Below are 16874 nucleotides of genomic sequence, written 5' to 3' on the forward strand. Positions count from 1 at the left end.
AAAGGTCGCCGAAAGGTCGCCGCGTCATCTGGGGCGGCCGGCATGCTCTGCGCAGGGTGGTCTACATGGCAGCGCTCACCGCCAGCCGCTCAAATCCCGTACTCAGAGCCTTCCACCAGCGTCTCATTGCCAACGGCAAGCAACCAAAGGTCGCCATCGTCGCCGTGGCCCGAAAGATTATGACCATCCTCAGCGCCATGCTTCGACACAACCAACCCTGGTGTCCAGACAAAGCCTGAAAACACAGTTGCTCATCCGTCTCGGCGCTGCGCGCCCATCCACCTTCCCCCACAAGGGGGAAGGAGAGGCGCTTTCAAGCCTGCGACACCACCGCTCGATTGCCCCAATCGCCCCGGCGGTCTATGTAAAGTCGCATGAGCGAGACGACTTCACGCCTGAGCGGCTGGATGGACCTTGCCAACCCGACACGCTTCGTCGGGCTGGCCGACAAGGTCGTGCCATGGCTGGCGGCGATCGCCGCACTTGTCCTTGCCGTCGGCCTCTATATGAGCTTCGCCGCGCCTGAGGATTTCCAGCAAGGCATCACCGTCCGCATCATGTACATCCATGTGCCTTTCGCCTGGCTCGCCATGATGTGCTACACGCTGATGGCGGTTTCGGCGCTTGGCACGCTGGTCTGGCGGCATCCGCTGGCCGATGTCGCGCTAAAATCGGCAGCCCCCATCGGCGCCGTCTTCACCGCACTGGCGCTGATCACCGGCTCGATCTGGGGCAAGCCGATGTGGGGCACCTGGTGGGTGTGGGACGCGCGCCTGACCTCTGTCTTCGTGCTGTTCCTGATGTATCTCGGGATCATTGCGCTGACCCGTGCGCTCGACGACGCCAGCCGCGCCGCCTGGGCCGCCGCCATCATCACGCTGGTCGGCTTCATCAACATCCCGATCATCAAATTCTCGGTCGACTGGTGGAACACGTTGCACCAGCCGGCATCGGTGTTTCGGCTCGGCGGACCAACCATCGACCCGAGCCTGCTGTGGCCGCTGCTGGTCATGGCTGTCGGCTTCACCGTGCTGTTCTTCGCCCTGCATCTGATGGCGATGCGCACCGAAATCCGTCGTCGCCGGGTTATCGCCATGCGGCGGGTGGCGGCACGGCAGGCAGAGCGGCAACCAGCCTAATTCATCTGTTGCATCCCGACCGAGGTCAGGCCATCAACCCCCGCGCGGCCACCGGCAGCGTTTCCAGCACCTTGTCGCCGTCGATCAGGCTGACCTCGTTGAACAAATTGGTGACGACGCAGCAATGGTCGGGCACGACCCGTACGCGCTCACCTATGCGCAGCTTCGCGTCACCGGAAAGCGTGACAGTGCCGTGTTCTTCGCTGAGTCCGGTGACCCTTGCGTCGGGAGCGCCGAGCAGCTCGCCAAAATCCTTTAGTCCGAGTGTATCGCTGGAAAGCGCCTTGCTGCCGCTGTCCAAAATGGCGCGTGTTTGCGTCGGATGGCTGACCACCGTCGACAGCACCGTCAGCGCGCAATCGTCCAAGGTGCCGACGCCTTTGGCGACCTGATAGCGGTCGAGATAGATGTAGGTGCCGGGGCGATATTCGGTGACGACGGAGGCATCGGCAGAGCGCCACATGTCCGGCGTGCCGCCGCTGGAGATGCGCTCGCAGGCGACACCCGAAGCGGTCAGCGCCTGCTTGGCCTTGGCGAGCCACGATTCAGCTTCGGCCGCGCGGCCAGCTACCGGATAGGTCATGAGTCCACCGAAGGTCAGGCCACTGGCCTTGTCGATCAGCCTTGCCAGCGCCAGCGCTTCATCGGCAGTCTGCACACCGCAGCGGCCCATGCCGGTGTCGCATTCGACCAGCACCGGCAGAGGATGGCCGGTATCGGTGAAAACCGCGGCGAGTCCTTCCAGCGTATCCATGCTGTCCGCCGTCACCGACAGGGTGACGCGGCCGTGCAGCGCCTTCAGCCGTTCAAGCTTGGCACGGCCGAGAATGTTGTAGGGCAGAAAGATGTCGGACAAACCGGCATCGGCCATCACCTCGGCCTCGCCGATCTTCTGGCAAGTGATGCCGACGGCACCCGCCGCCACCTGCTTCTTCGCCCAATAGGGCAGCTTGTGCGTCTTGATGTGCGGCCTGAGCTTCAGCCCGTTTTTGTCGGCATGGGCCTGTGCACGGGCAATGTTGGCTTCGGCGCGCGCAGCGTCGATCAGGATCGACGGCGTATCGAGGTCGTGGATCGTCGGCATCGGCTATCCCTGTGAGAATTCGCAGGGTTTATGAGCCTGAAAGCCGGCGATGTCACGCAGCCAGCGGACCGGATCGGTGGGCCATACGAGCGTAGCGAAGGGTACGGCAGACAGCGACATGGATCGACACCGCAGCGGCGTTCGGCTATGCGATTTATCGGAAAAATCGACATGAAGGGTCACGATCATGAAACGCTCCGCCATCAACGACGTCATCCGCGAAGCCGACGCTTTCATCCGCTCGTTCGGCTACATCATGCCGCCCTTCGCCTATTGGTCGCCCGAGGAGATGAAGGCGCGTCAGGTCGATTCTTCGGCGATCTTCACCTCGCGGCTCGGCTGGGACATCACCGATTACGGCCAGGAGAAGTTCAAGGATCTCGGCCTGTTCCTGTTCACCGTGCGCAACGGCCGCTACGAGGACATGAAGAAGGGCATGGGCATGCTCTATGCCGAGAAGATCATGATCTCGCGCAAGGACCAGCTGTCGCCGATGCACCGCCACAACATCAAGGCCGAGGACATCATCAACCGCGGCGGCGGCAAGCTGGTGCTGGAGCTGTTCATGCACGACCGCGACGGCGGCATCGACCCCAAGGCCGAGGTGTCGGTGCCGGTCGACGGAACCATCCACAGGCTGCCGGCGGGTGGCCTGCTGAAGCTCGACCCGGGCCAGAGCGTCACGCTGCTGCCCGGCGTTTGGCACGCCTTCTGGGCCGAGGGCAAGGACGTGCTGATCGGCGAGGTCTCGACCGTCAATGACGATCTCACCGACAATGTGTTTCGCGAGACGATCGGCCGCTTCTCCAACATCGACGAGGACGTCGCACCGGTGCACCTGCTGGTGGCCGACTATGAGAAATGGCTGGGGTAGCCGGGCCGAGCAACTCCATTAAGAATGCGGGTTTCCGTCGGGAATGCCCTAGTCGTCCCAGTTCAGCTGCTGAAAGAACGTCCAGACACTGATAGTGCTGTCATTCCGATCGCTCGTACTGTGCAATGTCAGGACGATATCCACGGTGGGCGGCGCTTTGATCATGACTGTAATCACGCGCGTCCCGTCGTCAGGTACGATACCTATGCCTGAGGTGATTTCCCAATTTCCTCCGGCCTGCTGAAGTCGGGGAGCGGAATCTTCGAATTGCTCCTTCATCGATGCATCGTTTGGAAACGGTTCGTCGGTGAGTTCTGCAAATTCCTCCCACGATCCGGAGACTGCCGCCTGGATGGCGCGTTCTATTCTGGCGCTCTCTGCTTGGCTGATTTTTGCAGACATACTGAGAGCTCCTCTCTACCGCGCGTACTTATCCGCCTTGCGGTTGCCGAGCAGCAGCTTGCGCTCCAGATGTGCCCTGAGCTCACCGTAATAGGCGGTGAGGAACGCTTTTGAATCGATCGGCTCGACCTTCGCACCAATCTTACGGCTGATCGTTTCCGCCACCGCTTTCATCGCGAAATAGTCGTCGCGGCGCAGCACTTCCTCCAGCTTGTGCAACTCGGCGATGCCATAGGCGTCGAGCTGCGCCGGGCTGAAATGGAAGCGCTTGGCAATCGGGTCTTGCCGCTGCGAAAGGTCCTCGACCAGCTTGAACTTCGGCGTCTCCACCACCCAGGTTCCGGCAAGCAGATCGCCAATGCGCAGCCGGTCGCGGTTGAACAGCAGAAACAGCGAAAACAGCAGTGCCCACACCAGGCCGAAAATCGTAGAAAGCGTGTCGGCGACGCCGGCGCCGCCGCGCCCGGCGATGATCGACAACGGCAGGAAAACCTCGATCTCGCGCATCAAATTGCGCGCGATGACCTGATCGATGGTGAGACCGGCGCCGCTGCGCGAGGCGACCCGCACGCCGACGATCCGCTTGCCAGGCGTCGCGGCTCGCCGCCCCGCCTCGAAGGCGATGAAATAGGCGTTGCGCAGCAGGAAGATGAAGATCATCCAGACGATGAAGAGCGGCTCCGCCTCCTTCACGCCAAGGCCGCCGAGGCCGAAGATGACGACGAGGGTGACCACAATGGCGGCAGCGACAATGATCACCACATCGAGCAGGAAGGCCGCGGCCCGCGTGCCGGCGTCCGCCAGCTTGACCTTGAGGTCGACACCTTCCGGCGTGATCAGCGGCCTTATCAGCGCGGCAGGGTTTCTAGCCGTTGCCATGCCGCACCATCCGGAACAGGTAGAAATAGGCGATCCATAGCGTCAGCATGCCGCCGCCAATGGCGTAGCGCGCCGCATCGCTGGTGATCGTCTGCCGGCCGATGCCTTCGAGCAGGCCGGCAAACAGAAGCATCACCATGACGCCGACCATGGCGGTCGCCGCCACCCGCCCGGCCTGGGCGGCAGCGGCCATTCGGGTCAGTTCGCCGGGGAAGGCGATGCGCGTTCCGATCCGCATGCCTGCCGCACCAGCGAGCGCTATGGCGAACAGTTCCGTCGTGCCGTGGATCGACAGCCAGCCGCCAAGCTCGAAGCCCAATCCCTTGGCCGCGTAGACCTGGAACAGCGCGCCCAGCATGCATCCGTTCATCAGGATGAGGAGCACACTAGGCACCGCGAAGGCGAAGCCCAGCGCAAAGGCCAGGATTGCCACCTGCGTGTTGTGGGTAAAGAGATAGGCGGCAAAGCCGGACAGGAAATGGCCGCCGCCACTGTCATAGAGCACGCTGCGTAGCGCCTCGGCCGACGAGTCCGGATTGCGTCCGCCGGCAAGGCTGGGCGCAATGATGGCGTCGTACCAGCGGCTGTCGGAGGCCACCAGCCAGTAGGCGGCAATCGCGCCGATCACCGTCAGCCCGACCGACACCCAGGTCTCGCGCCACAGATCGCGGATCGCCGCCGGCCAGTCGCGCAGGAAGAAATCGCCGACGCGCTGCCTCAGGCCGCGCCGTGCGCCATAGAGATAGAAATAGCCGCGCAGGCTGAGCGCCTCCAGATAGGCGATCAGCGCGCTGTCGAGGGACGTCGCGCGGGCCACCGAGAGCGAGGACAGCGCCGAGCGATAAAGCAGCGGCAGCGACAGCAGCTCGTCTTCCGAAAGCGTACGCGGCGCGCGTTTTTCGACCCGTGAAAGCAGCGCCTCGAACGCCTTCCAGTCGGCCTCGCGCTCCTGGCGGAAGCTTGCCAGCGACTGGCGTACGGCATCGGTGCCGGTGGGCAGCGTCATAGGAGGTTCTCCTCCTTGAGTTGGATATAACGCTCGACCAGCGCCGGGCCGAGGCGTTGGTGGTCGGCCTCGATCACATGCGCACCAAGCAGCCGCAGCCGCCCAATCACCACTTGCCGCTCCCGAAGCAGGCCGCCCGCGATGACTGCGCGGGCCACATCCTCGGGTTTCGTGGGTTGCATGTCGGCCAGCGTCTCCAGTTCGACATCCTTCATCAGCATGAACAGCACCAGATGCCGCTCGGTCAGCCGGCCGACGGTGCGCAGCATCAGCTCGGCGCTGATCGGGTCGACGAAATCGGTGAAGATGATGACCAGCGAGCGACGGTCAAGCTTGGCCGCCAATGTCGTCAATGCCAGGGTGAAATTGGTCTCCTCGCTGGAATAATCGATCTCGGCCGCGCGCTTCTGGATCATCATGAAACTCGGCGAGCCGCGCACCGCGCCGCTCGAGACACGCGGCTTGGCGTCGAAGGAGAACAGGCTGACAAGGTCGCCGCCCTTGAGCGCAATGAAGGCCGACAGAAGTGCCGCCGTTACCGCCCGATCAACCTTCGGCACGCCGTCGACCGGCTCGCACATCAGCCGTCCGCAGTCGATTGCCAGCACAATGTTGTTGTTCTCCTCGATGCGAAATTCGCGTGCCAAAAGCTTGCCGTGGCGCGCGCTGCGCTTCCAGTCGATCATCCGCCGGCCCATGCCTGGCTGATAGTCCTTCAGCGACTCGAACTCGCGGCCCTGGCCAGCCCGCCTTTGCGCGTGGCCGTCGGCGAGCGCGGAGCGCTGCAGCAACGTGATCGCCTCATCGCGCGCGCGGCTGACATCGGGCAGCACCGCCACCTTGCGGTCCATCGGCAGGACGACCTGGTTCCAGGTCAGCCCGAACGGGCCGTTCCAGCGCAGCCACAGCCGGTCGAAACTGGCGATGCCGCGCCTCAGCGCGTCGAATTCGAGATCGAGCGTGCCGCCATTGGCGGGCAGGGCGCCACCGGTGCCGCCGACCGGCGCCAGCCGTTGATCGTGGCCGACGCGCGCCTGCAGCCCGCGCCCGCCAAGGCTGGCCGCGACATGGAGGGTGAAACGCCCGCCAACGCCGACTTGCGGCGGCGCCGAAAGACTGGCGGTGAGTGAGGCGCGTCCGCGCCCGGCCGCCGCATCGACCGCCAGGAAGGCGAGCAGAATACAGATCCACAACAGGCCGAGATACCAGAACGAGGGCAGTGCTAGCGCGATCAGGAAGGCAGGGATGGCCCCCGCCGCCGCTGCCCAGACCGCTCTGCCGCTTGGGTAGATCAACGCGGCGCTGCCGTCTGGTCGACAAGGTCCGAGACGATCTGCTCCACCAGCCGCCCGTCGATCTGCGCCGCCGGCGACAGGATGACGCGATGGCGCAGCGCCGGCACGGCAAGTGCCTTGACGTCGTCGGGGATGACATAGGCGCGGCCGTCCAGCGCTGCCCTGGCGCGGGCGGCCCGGGCCAGCATGGCGCCGGCGCGAGGACTGGCGCCAACCTCCAGATCCGGGCTTTCGCGGGTGCCGCGCACAAGGGCAGCGATGTAGCCGACGATATCGTCGACCAGCGTGACATCGCCGACGGTGGCAAGTGCTGCCTCCAGCGTCTTGCGGTCGGTCCGCGCCTTGATGCCGTATTGCTCGATGTCGTGCGAGGCGGAGCCGCCGCCGTGATGCACGATGATGGCACGTTCCTCCTGTGCATCGGGATAGCTTACCCGGTGCTTGAACAGGAAGCGGTCGAGCTGGGCTTCGGGCAGGGGATAGACGCCCTGATGCTCGATCGGGTTCTGCGTCGCCACCACCATGAAGTTCTGGCTGAGCGCATGCGTGGTGCCGTCGAAGGTCACAGCGTGTTCCTGCATGGCTTCGAGGAGCGCGGCCTGCGTCTTCGGCGGCGTGCGGTTGATTTCGTCGGCAAGCAGGAGGTCGCAGAAGATTGGGCCGCGCGTCAGCGTGAACTGCCCGCTCTGGAAATTGTAGATGTTGGAGCCGACAATATCGCCGGGCATCAGGTCGGGCGTGAACTGGATGCGGCCATAGGCGACGCCGAGCGCCTGTGCGAAGCAGCGCGCGGTCATGGTCTTTGCTGTGCCCGGCGGGCCTTCCAGCAATATGTGTCCGCCGGCGAACAAGGCCGTCAGCATCAGATCGACCGTGTCGCGCTGTCCGGTGATCGCTTTCGCCACTTCTTCCCTGATCGCATTCGCCAGGGCCTTCACATCATCGACGTTCACCGAGCCTCCTTGTCGTCCAGTCATGCAGCTCTTGCGCTGCTTCATGCATTTGAGCCAGCTTCCTGGCTTCGTTCGCGGCCTTGAAGCGACGGCTGAAGCCCTGAATTTCGCCGTGGTCGCGGGAATCGAGCCAACGGTCGAGTGCTTCGCCTGGCAAGCCTTGCGGCGCGCCGAGCAATGCACCGGCACGCGCACGCATCAGCGCCGCATAGCGGTCGCCGAGCTCCTCGATCCGCCCGGCGCGCTTCAAAAGCATCGCCGTGGTGTCGACCAGCGCCTGTTTGCCGAAGGCAATCGCCCGGGCCTCGGTGCGCGGCGGTCCGAACCGGCCGAGCCCATGCAGGAAGGCGAGCGCGGCCGCCGCCAGCACCGACAGCGTCAGCGCCAGGAAGGGCGGCTCGACCAGGAGCTTGGCCAGATCGTATTTTCGCCCCGCGCCGTGCAGCGTCAGGTCGAACATGACCCCAACATCGTCAAGCGAGGCCAGGAGATCAAAGACCGCTGCCGCCTTTTCGGGATCCTTGAGCCCGGCGTTGTTGATGAGGTCGGGATCCGTCAGGATGTAGAATTGCTTGTAGGGGAGTTTGCTGAGAACGGCCTTGCCGTCGCCAGCCGCAATCCATGGAGTGCTGTCCGCGATCCACTGCAGGTCATCGGGCGCGGCAACCAAATGGCCCTCGATGTCGATCTTGTTGGCCGTGCCTTTGCCTTCGCCGAGCTTTGCCTTGGTGATGCGGCCTAGCCAGTCGTTGACGACCGGGTCCGGCAGCCGCTCTATCTTCATCTCCCATCCTTCGTGCGTTTCCAGCGGCAAGGTTTGCCATTTGGGCAGCACGAACAGCGTCGGCAGGTCTTGCCGAAGATGGATGATGTTTTTGAGCGCCTCCGGATCACTTTCCGGCGAGATGGTGACGATGAGCAGGATATTCCTTGATAGGTCTTTCTCGGTCTTCGCCATGTAGGGCAGGCCACCGGTCAGTTTCAGCCATTCCACAAGGCCCGCATAGCCCGAACCGCCCTTGGAGAGCGGCGTCGCCCCGCCTTCCGGCTGGCGAAAATCGGGCGCGTAGGTCGACAACAGGAAAAATCCCGCCGCCGCGAGCAGGCTGGCAAAAATCCCCCAGAACAGGGTTTTTCGGCTGAACGGTTCCTGCACCGCCTCGACGGCGGGCGCGCTCATGTCCAGGCATCCCTGAAGGCGAAGCGCTCATAGGCGCCGCGCGCCTGCCGCCAGCCTTCGGCGCCGACCGGCCGGCGGGCAAACAGGGCGGCCTCGACGATGCGCGCGATCTCGCTGAAGGCGTGGCGCGCCCGCGACGGGAGCGATGGGGCCGTGGCAATGTCGCGCGACGTCAGCGATGGGCGCAGGAAGTCGGGCAACCGCCCGGCAATGTCGGCTACGCTGCGCCGAAGCAGAAGATGCACCGCCTCGTCATAGTCGCCGCGCGCGGCGAGCGCGTCGGCCTCGGACAGCAGGATCTGTGCCGCCGCGGCGTCCGGGCGCCATGTCTCTTCCGCCTCTGTCTGCTTGCGAGTGCGCCGCCATGGCAGGCGCCATGCCACCCCCTTCGCTTCGAGGGCGACGAGAACCACGATGACCGTGACGCCGATGATCACCGCGCCCCAGAACAGGTAGATCATGTAGGGGCCGATCTTCGCCAGCATCTCCAGCACGGGCTTCAGCCACCCCGGCGGTTCCGGGGGTACGAGGCTCGGCAGATCGAATTGGATGGAGTTATCCGCCAGCAACTGCTTGTGCAGGTTTGCCAGCCATTCGGCGTCCGCCGTGCCCGGCTGTGCGACTGTCACCCGCTCGCTCCCTGCAACCCGCGGTTCGGTGCCAACTTTGGCAATGCTGCACGACAATTGCAAGTGATTGGACGTCAGTTATCAATACTGGCAGATTTGCAGTCGGGACCACTGCTTGGCATGACCCGGCGAGGAGGGGACAACGCATGACTTCAACCACATTTGCACGACGAGAGAAATTCGATATCGGCAGGGTGTTCAACAACACATTTGCTGTTATCGGTCGCAACATCGGCCTTTGCGTTGGCCTTGCCGCGCTGTTTTCAGGCCTGCCGAATCTTGTCTCCCAGCTTGCGCGCCCGGCTACCAAAACAGTTGGAGATCCAGCGAATCTTGCCTTGGTAACCGCAAACTACAAATTCGGCTATTTCGTTGGCTTCGCGGTCTTTGCAATACTTTATATCGGGTTTTCGCTTCTGTTGCAGTCCAGTCTCGTCCGGGCAGCGATCGAAGACTTGAACGGCAAGCGGCCGACCTTCGGCGATTGCATCCGCGTTGCGATCCGCAATTTGCTGCCGACGCTCGGGATCGGCCTGCTCGTCGCACTTGGCGTTGGCTTTGCCTCGATTGCTTTGCTGGTGCCCGGCATCATCCTCTGGCTCGGCTGGTTGGTGGCGATACCGGTGCTTATCCAGGAGCGGCTCGGCGTGTTCGGTTCGATGTCGCGCAGCCGCGCGCTGACGAAGGGCAGCCGCTGGGCCCTGTTCGGACTCTTCCTGATCCTGATCATCATCGGACTTGTCATCCAGTCGATGAGCGCGGTGGTCATTTATCTCTTCCATGGAATTATCGCCGCGGTCTTGGCCGCCTTGGTGCAGACCATTGTGTCGATGGTGGTCTCGGTCGCCACGGCCGTGAGCTACATCGAACTGCGGCGGGTCAAGGAAGGCACCAGCGTCGATGAACTGGCGGAGATATTCTCCTAGGTGCATGGTCCGCGCCGGCCAGGGGATCAGTTGTCAATGTAATTCGGCTTGCCGGAAGGGACGATCGTGGCTGCGACTGCGCTGGCGCCTCCGGAAACATTCCGGATCGGGAGGGTTCTCAGCGAAAGCTTCGCGGTCATCGGCCGCAATATTGGTGTTTGTTTTTGGCTGGGCTTGATTCTCGGTGGCTTGCCAAGAGCCATATTCGGGACCCTCCTTGGGCCGATCGTATCCAGGTATGGCATCCATGACTTTCCGGCCCTTCGGGTCACCTATGCTCTCGTTCAATTGATCGGCTACAAATGTTCCGATGGCATGCTTCAAGTTGCCTTTGCGTGGCTGGCGATGGAGGATTTGCGTGGGAATCGGCCAACGTTGCGGCATTGCCTGGGGGTTACAGGAGCGACGCTACTTTCGGCTGCAGCCATCTGGCTGCTCGCCAACCAGCTCTTCGTGTTCTGCGGAGACATCGACCAATACGCAATCGACCACTACATTCAGTTCTTAATCAAAATTCCTTTGCCATCTGTCGTCTGGGTTCCTGCAGGCGTAGTTGTCACGTCCATTCCCGCATTGATATTTTGGGTTCGCTGGTTCGTCGCGATCCCGACCCTTGTCAGGGAGAGGTCAAGTGTATTGAGGTGCCTGGCGCGCAGTCGCGACCTAACCAAGGGGAGCCGATGGCCTTTGGTCGGGTTTTGCCTAGGATTGTCCGTGGTTTTTTTCCTGACGGGTTTGGCCTTGAGACCTAAGACATGGCCGTTCGGCGCGCCGACGCGTTATCTTCTTGATGCCTTGCTGGATACAACCAACGACGTCGTGACGGCGGTGGTCATGGCGGTTGGTTACGACGAATTGCTAAGGATCAAGGAAGGCACCGGCGTCGACGATCTGGCCGAAGTCTTTTCCTAGCCGGGCGTTCGGCTGCGCCGGCACCCCAGGATCTCAATGGCAGCAGCTTGGAGCCGCTTGCACGCTCGTCCGGCACAGGCATGACGAGCTGATTGTCACATCCGCCTTGGCCACCGCCACAGCGAGCTTGGCCTGCAGCCCCGGCAGTTCTTCGCGCTCGCCCCGCAGTCTCAAACATTCGACCAGCCCGTGCAGCGCCCAGACATTGTCAGGGTGCTGGGCGCAGCGCTGCACCTTGCCGCTGAGGCCGAGATCGTCGCGATAGACCTGCTCGGCCTCTTGCGCATGGCCTTGGTCGAGAAGCAGCGCGGCCAGCGCATGGCGGGGCGGGTGCATCCACGCCCACGGTTCGGTGTAGGAGAGATTGTCGTCAAGCTCGACCGCTTGCCGCAAATGGGCATAGGCTTCGTCGTGCCGGCCCTGATGGTAGGCAAGCTCGCCGTCGAGCAAGGCAGCACCGACAGCGAGCGAGGCGCGAGTCGGGTTGCTGAGAAAACGCCGCTCGGCCGGAATATTCTCCACATGCCGGTGGAACCGGTCGCGCTCGCGCTCGGCCTCCGTGAATTGCCTCAGCGTCGCATGCGCGACGCCCTTGGCGTAGTGCTGCATCGCCGCCGTCAGCACATAGAGACCGGGCTCTTCGACCGCCGGTTCGTCGATGATCTCCCGCCAGCGGCCGAAGCGCACCTGCACATGCGATTTCATCGCATGGTAGCCTTCCACCGTTTGCGTGAGCTTGGGCCGGTCCTGGATGGCGACCACGTCGCGCACGACCAGGCTGCGCACCTTGTCGGCGGCCCACCGCGCCGGCTGGTACTGGCCAAGGAACATGCAGGTGAACATCATCAGATGCAGGTCGTGGCAACAGCCAAGCAAATAGTAGGTCGGCTCATCGGCATAGGCGAGGTAAAGGTCGTTGGCGCGGACCGCTTTCTCGCTGGCAAGCTTCGCCTTCTCGTAGTCGCCGCACAGCACATGGATATGCCCCGGCATATGGTTCATGTGCCCGGCATCGGGGCACATTTCGCCGAGCAGATCGGCCGAGCGCATGCCGCGTTCCGGCATAGTGGACATTTCCAGGAGGTGGATGTGCAGGTGGACGATCGCCGGATGCTGTGCTGCGCCGGCTTTGTCGGCGAGCCGGATCGACCGCTCGCACACTTCCAGCGCCTCAAGCACGTCCGAATTCGGCGCCGGCGCACCGGTCTTGAGGTTCCACAGCCGCCGCACCGTACGCATCATCAGCGCCTCGACCAGCAGCGCCATCACATCATGGTCGTCGGGAAAATCCTGGTAGACCCGTCGCATCGCGGCGGCATAGGCATCATCCCAATGTTCGAACTCCTGCGGGCTCACTCTGTGCGGCTTCTGGAAACGGCGGGCCAGCGCCTCGATCAACTGTCTTTCGACATCGCTGGCGCCAGCCGCATTGGCGCGCGCCAGCCGGACATGCTCGAAGCAGCGCTTCGTCGCGCTGTTGGCCTCGGCCTCGCCATGTTCCTTCCAGGTCAGGTTGTAGAAAGGCCCTGCGGCATAGGCGATGCCCCAATGAACCATGGCGCAGCCGGGATCGGTCTCCAGCGCCTTCTCAAAGCACTTGATGCCTTCCTCATGGTTGAAGCCGTAGCACCAGTTGAGCCCGATATCGAACCAACGCTGGGTTTCAAGGGAGCTGGTGGAGATGGCGCGGCGATAGGTACCGAGGTTGAAGCGATCCATGTCTTCTCATTCAAGTCTGATGAGCTTCGAGCCAAGGCGTGGCCAGATTCCCTAGCCATCAATGTGTGCCGAAATCTCCAGGCATGGCAAACGCCATAAGCGGCACCGCCGGCGCACCAGCCGCCTTAGTTGGCCCCTTCATTTTGCCAGCCGGCTAGCTCCGGCAGATCGTCAAGCCAACTTTTCTCGCTCATCAAAGCATCGCTGACCTGTGGTGCGGCCTCTGTGGCGTTTTGAATCAGCCAGTCCATCCACTTCCGATAGGCAGCCGGATCGAGTTGGGGCGGCAGCACCTTGGCCTTCAGCAGCATCCTCTTGCGGAAACTGGTTTGCCGGCGGAGTTTGGTCGTCGTGAATTTGATGACCTTGCCTTGGTAGTCAACCGTCCAGCGGTCGCCGCCAAGGCTGACAAGGCCGTCGATGGAGAAACCGGCATCAACCGGTCTATCCCGCCAAGGAAGCTCAATGGCATTCTTTCTCAGATCGAGAGCCCATCGCCTGTAATCGGCCCCAAAGCGCTGCGCCGGCAGCACACCGGCTTGTTCGAGCATCTTCCTGCGGAAGGTGGGCTGCCTTTTTAGCTGACCGGTTGTGAACTCGACGCGATGCCCACGAAACTCGACGTGCCAGCGGATCCTTCCATTGCCGACATACTTCACCAGCCTGTCGATGAGGAATTCGCCATCGGCAAGCATGACGCAGCCTTGGCTGATGCTTTCGAGAATGAACTGACTGTCAGTCGGCACGACGCGGCCTCGTGTAGAAAACTTTCACGCAGCTTAGCCATTGGAACGCACCAGCGGCCACCAATCTTTTTGGTTCTGGAAATCTCGTCTGCCTCAAGCAGCCAAAAGTGACGAGCCGTGCGTGTTCTCGGGGGAAGCTTGTTTCAGGTGCTGCGCATCAGTCAGCCGCGTGCCTTGAGGCCTTCCATCCTGACACGAATGTGCAAACCCTCATGTTACCGTCTGATGGTGATATGTCATCGATCGGATAGCCATCGAAGCAAATGGGAGAGTTCGCCACGTCCAGGATCAACCGCCGCGCCTTGCTTTTCCACTCCGGCAGCGCAGCCGTCGCATCGACGGTTGCGGCAACGGCACGCGGCGCAGAGTCGCCGGGCCGAGACCAGGAACCGTCCCATAGATTGCGAGAGCTGATTGAAGCGCACAGGACGGCATACGCGGCGTTCAGCAACGCGCTGCATGACACAGGCGGTGGCAGCGGCGTCTCCGACAGAGCCAGCCGGGAGGAGGAGAGGGCGCTGCTCGCCATATGCGGCTATGCTGCGGTCGAGGAAGCCGATCGCCTGGCCAAGGCCCGATATCTTTTGCAGATCGAGGCGCGCGGCGAACTCGACCTCCCGGAGCATATGCAGGCCGTTCTTCGATCGACGATGTGGAAGGGATGAGGCGACCGGCGCGCAACCACGACAATGTGATGGCGCTGATGTACGCGCCGGTTGTGGACTGCATATTCACGTAGCGGCAGCCTGCGGAGTTTGGTCGTCGTTAACTTGATGGCCTTGCCCTGGTATTCATCGTGCAACGGTCGCCTCCAAGACTGGCAAGGCTGTCGATGGCGAAATCGTCATCGACTGGGCTTCCCGCCAGCGAAGCTATATGCGTCATGCCGAAGTCAAACCGGCCGGGCTAATCCGACGATATGGCAAGGGTGCGCTGTTCAGCAGCGACGAGAGGGCGCTTTTCTGCACGAGCTGCGACAGAGGCGGGCCGGTTCGGTTGGAGATCCACAACCTGCCGAGAAATTGAGGGTTGGAATTGAATTATCCGGCGGACTTGAGGGAACATTAGCTTCCTTAAATGCTTTTGCGTGCGGTAGGTGGTGCCCTCCATCGCCTGCCGAAGATCAGGCCTCCGATCGGCCCGCGCTTGTTCTCCGGCAGCGACCAGGGTGGCGACAAGCACGCCAATGTGGAGCGTGACGAACTTCACCCGGATTAGACTAGCTAGGGCAAAGAAGCGACGGCAGCCCACGCCTGAACCACCGTGGCCGCGACGCCGATGCCAGCAATGAACAGACCGACAATTGCCAGGCGGCGCTCAAAATCCGTGAATCGCTTCTCGGTAATGAGCCGCTTCCCGTCCCAGAACATTTCGTTCGTCTTCTCGTCGAGCCCGATAAGCCCCAATCCGGTGATACTGACGGGCGTTACGTTGTCGGGCCAATCTGGCGGCCGCGGCGGCACATATTCTTGGCGAAGCGCTTCTTTCGCAGGATTTCCCAATTGATGTAGGTGACGCCGTCCCTGAAAGTGCCGACCTGCTCATTTTCCATGCGAGCCCCCCGGGTGACCGGCGAAATTAACCGGCTACTTGGCCGTCGTTGTACATTGCCATGTTGCCTCTGTTTAGGTCTCAGGCATGTAAATTTGCGGGATGTCGACCCCCTCCCAATCTGTAGCATATTCTCCACATGTAATGCGCAATTTTGGCCGGGAAGTATTTCCGTCTCTCAACTCGAATGAATATCCCTGTATTGCGAGCTGTTCAAATTCGATAAACTGCATAAATCCGCCTTGTTTATTAAACCAGCCCGCGTCGAATTCCTCCTTACGGCCTTCTACAGGATAAAAAGACCGGGGCAGCATTTTGTTCCTGGCTGGTAATTGGATCTCAGATCGACACTTCCGCAGTGGCAGGAAGCCAACCTTGCGGTAGTCAGCCGTGATCAAGGCGCTGAAACGTGTGACGTCCGACGGGGATCTATGTGGCGCGGATATGTGGATATTCGATATCTGAAGGGCCGAGCTAGCAGGCGTTATCTTTTCTATATTGCCGAGCAGCGTCGCCAAGCCCGTAGAGAACGCCACGATTCCGGTACCAACGACAGCAATTGTTCGGAAGGAAAACCTATTGCTGTTCTCGCCCAACGGATTCCCCTCCCGTACCCTTAGGGCAGCATGGCCCCGGTTGAGGGCGAACGCAAGCCGGCTCCCAGAGCTGTCAAGTAAGGCGCATCTGCCTCGCGCCGGTTGTTAGGTCCACAAGCGCATCCCTGAGCTCCGTAGAGGGGGAGCGGTCGCTCAAGGATTGGGACGCGGTATGTCTCCACCTCTTCGTAAAAGATGTCAGGCGCTTAGCCGCCGCGATTGGATGAGGTTCCCCGCAAAGGCCCGCTGCCTCACGGTGGCGGGCTTTTCCACTTTAGCTCCGCCAGCTTACAGCGGGTGTTTTGGCTGCTCCCCACATTCCGCCCGTGAAACTGTCAGAATCAGCGATCTGCAAGATGTTTGGCCGATCCCCTTGATATTTTTCTCCGAACCAACCTTCATATTCAATCTGGATCGGGAACTCGGCCTGCGCGATCCAAAAGCTCTGATGCGGATCTCTGTGGGTCAGGCCAAAAGAACATGACGTCCGAGCACCGTTTTGGAGGAGACGGATTACGCTGGAAGGCTCGAAACAAGCCAACCACCGGCCCCTGTTCTCTTCATTGGCCCCGCGGCCGAGCGCCTCCTCTAACGCTATCTGATCGCTAATGAGCAGCTTGATATTCTTTGCCGGAATCGATCCGGAGTTGAGGACAACCAGGTCGTACGCGATCCCCTCGCTGCCGCCGTGGTGCGTCTCAACCATTGCTGTCACGATCGGCCGAAACTGACGGTACCAAAAGAAGATGGAAAAACCCAAGGCCACCATTGAGACGATCAGTGCGACAGTTGCCACTGCAAGGTTAAGCAAGTCTGGGTTCACGCCCATGGTTTTCGCCCCCTAATTCCAGGATTTTGAACAATCGCAGGAAAGTATTGGAACGACAATTGGCGCCGTGAAGGGGGCGACTCCCTTGCGGCAGCCAGCCGAACATCCAGAGAACAGACCATCCTTTTCGTGTTGCAGTCATGTTGCAATGACA

20 protein-coding genes are annotated in these 16874 nt (G+C 61.9%); 6 read left to right on the forward strand and 14 right to left on the reverse strand.

Features of this window, described 5'->3' with window-relative positions:
* Positions 1 to 239, forward strand: a 239-nt coding sequence (locus AC1DX4_RS15230) for a transposase (protein WP_477221102.1), incomplete at its 5' end; no start/stop codon positions are given.
* A 135-nt stretch (positions 240 to 374) separates the two neighbouring features.
* The gene (locus AC1DX4_RS15235; protein WP_477221103.1) at positions 375 to 1139 is read left to right on the forward strand and encodes a heme ABC transporter permease; all 765 of its coding nucleotides are present in this window, start codon (positions 375 to 377) and stop codon (positions 1137 to 1139) included.
* A 25-nt stretch (positions 1140 to 1164) separates the two neighbouring features.
* Here the strand turns inward: AC1DX4_RS15235 and AC1DX4_RS15240 are convergent, their stop codons facing one another.
* The gene (locus AC1DX4_RS15240; protein WP_477221104.1) at positions 1165 to 2223 is read right to left on the reverse strand and encodes a D-TA family PLP-dependent enzyme; all 1059 of its coding nucleotides are present in this window, start codon (positions 2221 to 2223) and stop codon (positions 1165 to 1167) included.
* A gap of 187 nt (positions 2224 to 2410) precedes the next feature.
* Between AC1DX4_RS15240 and AC1DX4_RS15245 the strand changes: the two genes are divergently transcribed.
* Positions 2411 to 3097, forward strand: coding sequence for a D-lyxose/D-mannose family sugar isomerase (locus AC1DX4_RS15245; RefSeq protein ID WP_477221105.1), 687 nt, complete (start codon positions 2411 to 2413; stop codon positions 3095 to 3097).
* Positions 3098 to 3145: 48 nt separating this feature from the next.
* Here the strand turns inward: AC1DX4_RS15245 and AC1DX4_RS15250 are convergent, their stop codons facing one another.
* The 7 genes from AC1DX4_RS15250 to AC1DX4_RS15280 are packed head-to-tail and all read right to left on the reverse strand — an operon-like array spanning position 3146 to position 9441.
* Entirely contained in the window at positions 3146 to 3499 is a 354-nt protein-coding gene (locus AC1DX4_RS15250; RefSeq protein WP_477221106.1) for a hypothetical protein, read from the reverse strand.
* Positions 3500 to 3514: 15 nt separating this feature from the next.
* On the reverse strand, positions 3515 to 4378 hold the full coding sequence (locus AC1DX4_RS15255) for an RDD family protein (RefSeq protein WP_477221107.1): 864 nt from the start codon (positions 4376 to 4378) through the stop codon (positions 3515 to 3517).
* Positions 4365 to 5384, reverse strand: coding sequence for a stage II sporulation protein M (locus tag AC1DX4_RS15260; RefSeq protein WP_477221108.1), 1020 nt, complete (start codon positions 5382 to 5384; stop codon positions 4365 to 4367). Before AC1DX4_RS15260 ends, AC1DX4_RS15255 begins: the two co-directional genes overlap by 14 nt.
* The gene (locus AC1DX4_RS15265; RefSeq protein WP_477221109.1) at positions 5381 to 6679 is read right to left on the reverse strand and encodes a DUF58 domain-containing protein; all 1299 of its coding nucleotides are present in this window, start codon (positions 6677 to 6679) and stop codon (positions 5381 to 5383) included. The genes AC1DX4_RS15260 and AC1DX4_RS15265 overlap by 4 nt, the downstream gene beginning before the upstream one ends.
* Positions 6676 to 7632 carry an AAA family ATPase gene (locus AC1DX4_RS15270; protein ID WP_477221110.1) on the reverse strand — a complete coding sequence of 319 codons (957 nt, stop codon included), beginning with the start codon at positions 7630 to 7632 and terminating at the stop codon, positions 6676 to 6678. The genes AC1DX4_RS15265 and AC1DX4_RS15270 overlap by 4 nt, the downstream gene beginning before the upstream one ends.
* Positions 7619 to 8812, reverse strand: coding sequence for a DUF4350 domain-containing protein (locus AC1DX4_RS15275; protein WP_477221111.1), 1194 nt, complete (start codon positions 8810 to 8812; stop codon positions 7619 to 7621). Before AC1DX4_RS15275 ends, AC1DX4_RS15270 begins: the two co-directional genes overlap by 14 nt.
* Complete coding sequence (locus AC1DX4_RS15280) at positions 8809 to 9441, reverse strand: DUF4129 domain-containing protein (protein WP_477221112.1); 633 nt, start codon at positions 9439 to 9441, stop codon at positions 8809 to 8811. The genes AC1DX4_RS15275 and AC1DX4_RS15280 overlap by 4 nt, the downstream gene beginning before the upstream one ends.
* Positions 9442 to 9587: 146 nt before the next feature.
* Here AC1DX4_RS15280 and AC1DX4_RS15285 point away from each other — a divergent pair, with 146 nt between their 5' ends.
* Together AC1DX4_RS15285 and AC1DX4_RS15290 are read left to right on the forward strand one after the other, a co-directional pair.
* Positions 9588 to 10367, forward strand: a complete 780-nt coding sequence (locus AC1DX4_RS15285; RefSeq protein WP_477221113.1) for a hypothetical protein — start codon at positions 9588 to 9590, stop codon at positions 10365 to 10367.
* Positions 10368 to 10433: 66 nt separating this feature from the next.
* Positions 10434 to 11279 carry a hypothetical protein gene (locus AC1DX4_RS15290; protein WP_477221114.1) on the forward strand — a complete coding sequence of 282 codons (846 nt, stop codon included), beginning with the start codon at positions 10434 to 10436 and terminating at the stop codon, positions 11277 to 11279.
* A gap of 33 nt (positions 11280 to 11312) precedes the next feature.
* Here AC1DX4_RS15290 and AC1DX4_RS15295 read toward each other — a convergent pair whose 3' ends face one another.
* Both AC1DX4_RS15295 and AC1DX4_RS15300 read right to left on the reverse strand, forming a co-directional pair.
* The gene (locus tag AC1DX4_RS15295) at positions 11313 to 12998 is read right to left on the reverse strand and encodes a hypothetical protein (protein ID WP_477221115.1); all 1686 of its coding nucleotides are present in this window, start codon (positions 12996 to 12998) and stop codon (positions 11313 to 11315) included.
* A gap of 125 nt (positions 12999 to 13123) precedes the next feature.
* Entirely contained in the window at positions 13124 to 13744 is a 621-nt protein-coding gene (locus AC1DX4_RS15300) for a hypothetical protein (RefSeq protein WP_477221116.1), read from the reverse strand.
* 263 nt (positions 13745 to 14007) lie between these two features.
* On the opposite strand from AC1DX4_RS15300, the gene AC1DX4_RS15305 reads away from it, so the two are divergent.
* Positions 14008 to 14409, forward strand: a complete 402-nt coding sequence (locus AC1DX4_RS15305; RefSeq protein ID WP_477221117.1) for a hypothetical protein — start codon at positions 14008 to 14010, stop codon at positions 14407 to 14409.
* A gap of 558 nt (positions 14410 to 14967) precedes the next feature.
* On the opposite strand, the gene AC1DX4_RS15310 is transcribed toward AC1DX4_RS15305, so the two are convergent.
* The 4 genes from AC1DX4_RS15310 to AC1DX4_RS15325 all read right to left on the reverse strand — a co-directional run bounded on the left by AC1DX4_RS15310 (position 14968) and on the right by AC1DX4_RS15325 (position 16720).
* Complete coding sequence (locus AC1DX4_RS15310) at positions 14968 to 15114, reverse strand: hypothetical protein (RefSeq protein WP_477221118.1); 147 nt, start codon at positions 15112 to 15114, stop codon at positions 14968 to 14970.
* A 56-nt stretch (positions 15115 to 15170) separates the two neighbouring features.
* Positions 15171 to 15296 (reverse strand): hypothetical protein, encoded by a 126-nt coding sequence (locus tag AC1DX4_RS15315; protein ID WP_477221119.1) that lies wholly within the window; start codon positions 15294 to 15296, stop codon positions 15171 to 15173.
* Positions 15297 to 15369: 73 nt separating this feature from the next.
* Positions 15370 to 15891, reverse strand: a complete 522-nt coding sequence (locus tag AC1DX4_RS15320) for a hypothetical protein (protein WP_477221120.1) — start codon at positions 15889 to 15891, stop codon at positions 15370 to 15372.
* Positions 15892 to 16165: 274 nt separating this feature from the next.
* Positions 16166 to 16720: a hypothetical protein gene (locus AC1DX4_RS15325; RefSeq protein ID WP_477221121.1), complete on the reverse strand. Its 555-nt coding sequence runs from the start codon at positions 16718 to 16720 to the stop codon at positions 16166 to 16168.
* Positions 16721 to 16874 lie beyond the last annotated feature (154 nt).

The sequence above is a fragment of the Mesorhizobium sp. P3_A8 genome (genome assembly GCF_056402995.1).